General features: G+C 58.2%; 2 protein-coding genes. Both read left to right on the top strand.

The features are described from left to right. Positions 1–102 precede the first annotated feature (102 nt). Positions 103–1,749, top strand: coding sequence for a bifunctional 3-(3-hydroxy-phenyl)propionate/3-hydroxycinnamic acid hydroxylase (locus tag M0974_RS30155; protein WP_297845572.1), 1,647 nt, complete (start codon positions 103–105; stop codon positions 1,747–1,749). A gap of 24 nt (positions 1,750–1,773) precedes the next feature. Further along, on the top strand, positions 1,774–2,594 hold an 821-nt coding region (locus tag M0974_RS30150), incomplete at its 3' end, for a VOC family protein (protein WP_297845570.1).

Genomic DNA, 2,594 nt, shown 5'->3' with positions numbered 1-2,594 from the left:
GGGCAGCAGATCCTTGCCCTGGCGGAGAACCTGTCGCTGCTCATGGCGGCGCTTGCCAATCGTCCCAAGCAGCTGGACTGAGCCATCCGAAAGGGAACAACAATGACAACCCTAAAACGCATCAACACCGACGTCCTGATCATCGGTGCCGGTCCTACGGGACTGACCCTGGCCAACCTGCTTGGCCAAGCCAATGTGGACACGTTGATCATCGATCGCAAGCCCGGCACCGTAACCGAACCGCGTGCTGTTTCGATCGACGATGAGTCCTTGCGCACCATGCAGGCGGTGGGTCTGGACCAAGCAGTGCTGCATGATGTGGTGCCCGGCTACGGCGTGCATTATTTCACTCGGCCCGGTGGCCGTTGCTTCGGCAAAGTTGAGCCCACCGGCAAACTGTATGGCTTCCCAAAGCGCAATGCATTCCGCCAGCCGCTGTTCGAGGGCACCTTAAAGGCCGGTCTCGAGCGCTTTGCCAGCCTGAAAGCTCGGTTTAGCCATGAGCTGCTGGAGTTCAGTCAAAACAACCACGGTGTGCGCGCGCTGATTCGTGACGCCGATGGCGAAATAGTAGAAGTCAACGCAGCCTATCTGGTCGCCTGCGACGGCGGTCGTAGCCCGGTGCGCAAGCAACTCGGGATTGAGATGGTTGGCTCGAGTTTCTCCTCGCGCTGGTTGGTGGTCGATACCGATCAAGATGACGACCCGTTCTGGCAAACACGCGTCTATTGCGATGCCCGCCGTCCTGTCGTTGAAGTCCCTGGCCCCCACCGCACTCGCCGATTCGAATTCCTGCTCAAGCCGGACGAGACGGATGAGCAAATGCTCAGCGAAACTCGCCTGCAAGCATTGCTTCACCCATTCAAGGGCAACGCCCCGGTTTCCGTCGTGCGTAAGACCGTTTACACATTCCACGCTCGGGTCGCCGAGCGGTGGCAAGTGGACCGCGTGTTTCTCGCCGGCGATGCCGCGCATCTGACCCCGCCCTATGCCGGACAGGGCATGAACAGCGGTGTTCGCGATGCCCATAACCTGGCCTGGAAGCTGATCGGCGTACTGAAGGGGAAAATGGCTGAAACCGCTCTACTGTCTTACGAAAGCGAGCGTCGCGATCACGCTTGGGCCCTGATCAAGCTGGCCTTGAACCTCGGTGTGGTCATGGCACCGGCAACCGTCTTGCGAGCTCGTTTGATAAGCGGTGCATTCGCCCTGATCGGGCTGCTGCCACCGTTGCGGGACTACTTCCTGCAAATGCGTTTCAAGCCTAAACCTCGATTCACTAAAGGGCTGGTACTAACCGAAGGTGAGGCTGGAAAACTGTCTTGCGGACAAATGTTCCCTCAACCGATGCTCACCGATGCCCATGGCCACGAACGTCTACTCGACAACGCCATCGGCGCCGGTTTCGCCTTGATTCAGTACGGCGACCACACCCGCCAACGTATTGATGAACTCCAGCATTCCTTCTGGAACCATCTTGAAGCTAAACGCATTCTGATCCTTCCCGAGTTCGTCAAGACAGTGCCTTCGATTCCGGGCTGCACGGTGTTGCATGACCGCCAGGGTTTGCTCAAAGGAATACTGGGCGATTCAAACACGTTTTTGCTGGTGCGCCCGGATCGCTATATCGCAGCCATCTTCGACAAGGCAGGCGAGACAAAGGCTGCCGAATCGCTGCAGTCGCTGTTCGGCATCGCCGTGGCGAAAAATAGCGAAACCGAATCGAGCATCGCACCAGTCTTTCATTGAACCTTTAAAGCTACAGAGGTGTTTATGCCAACACTCCAGACTTCCACACCTGCACGCCTGTGCTACCTGCACCTGGCGAGCAAAGAGCCGCAACGGCAAATCGATTTCTACCAGCGGATGCTGGATATGGACAGCCAGGTGCAGGCCGACGGCAGTTGGATTCTCAGTGGCCCGAAACGCGCCATGCTCGTCTCTCCTGCCGACCACAGTGGTCTGCTCGCTTCCGCCTACGACCTGGGTGACCAAGCCCGTCTGGCAGCACTACGCGGCCGCCTGATTGAACGCGACTGCACTGTTGAAGACAGCCACTCGCCCTTGCTCGAGCCGGGCGCGTTTCTGATTCGTGACCCTCAGGGTCGGCAAACGATATTTGGCGTGTCCCGCACCAATCCCGGCACCGACCGACAAGGCATGTCTGGCCGCCTGCAGCACGTGGTGTTCCAGACCACTGAACTGGAGGCCACGATCGATTTCTACGTCAATACGGTTGGGTTTACCGTATCGGACAATGTCGTTGATGAGCAGACCGGCCAGCTCATGGTGTGTTTCCTGCGCTCGGATGATGAGCATCATTCCCTGGCGTTTTTCCGCGGCTCAAAAAACGAATGGGACCACCACTGTTACGAAACCAACGAGTGGAATGACATCCGGGACTGGGGCGACCGCTTCGCCAAGGAGCGCATCAGTATTTTCTTCGGCCCCGGTCGACATGGGCCGGGTAATAACTTGTTCTTCATGGTGGTCGATGCCGACCGCAACCGCCTGGAGTTCTCGGCCGAACTTGAAATGACCGATGCGGCTCGCGAACCCGGGATCTGGCCGCAGGGAGAGTACACGCTCAATTC

Source organism: Pseudomonas sp. (assembly GCF_026224925.1).
Classification (GTDB): domain Bacteria; phylum Pseudomonadota; class Gammaproteobacteria; order Pseudomonadales; family Pseudomonadaceae; genus Aquipseudomonas.
This window is presented reverse-complemented; position numbering and strand designations above follow the sequence as displayed.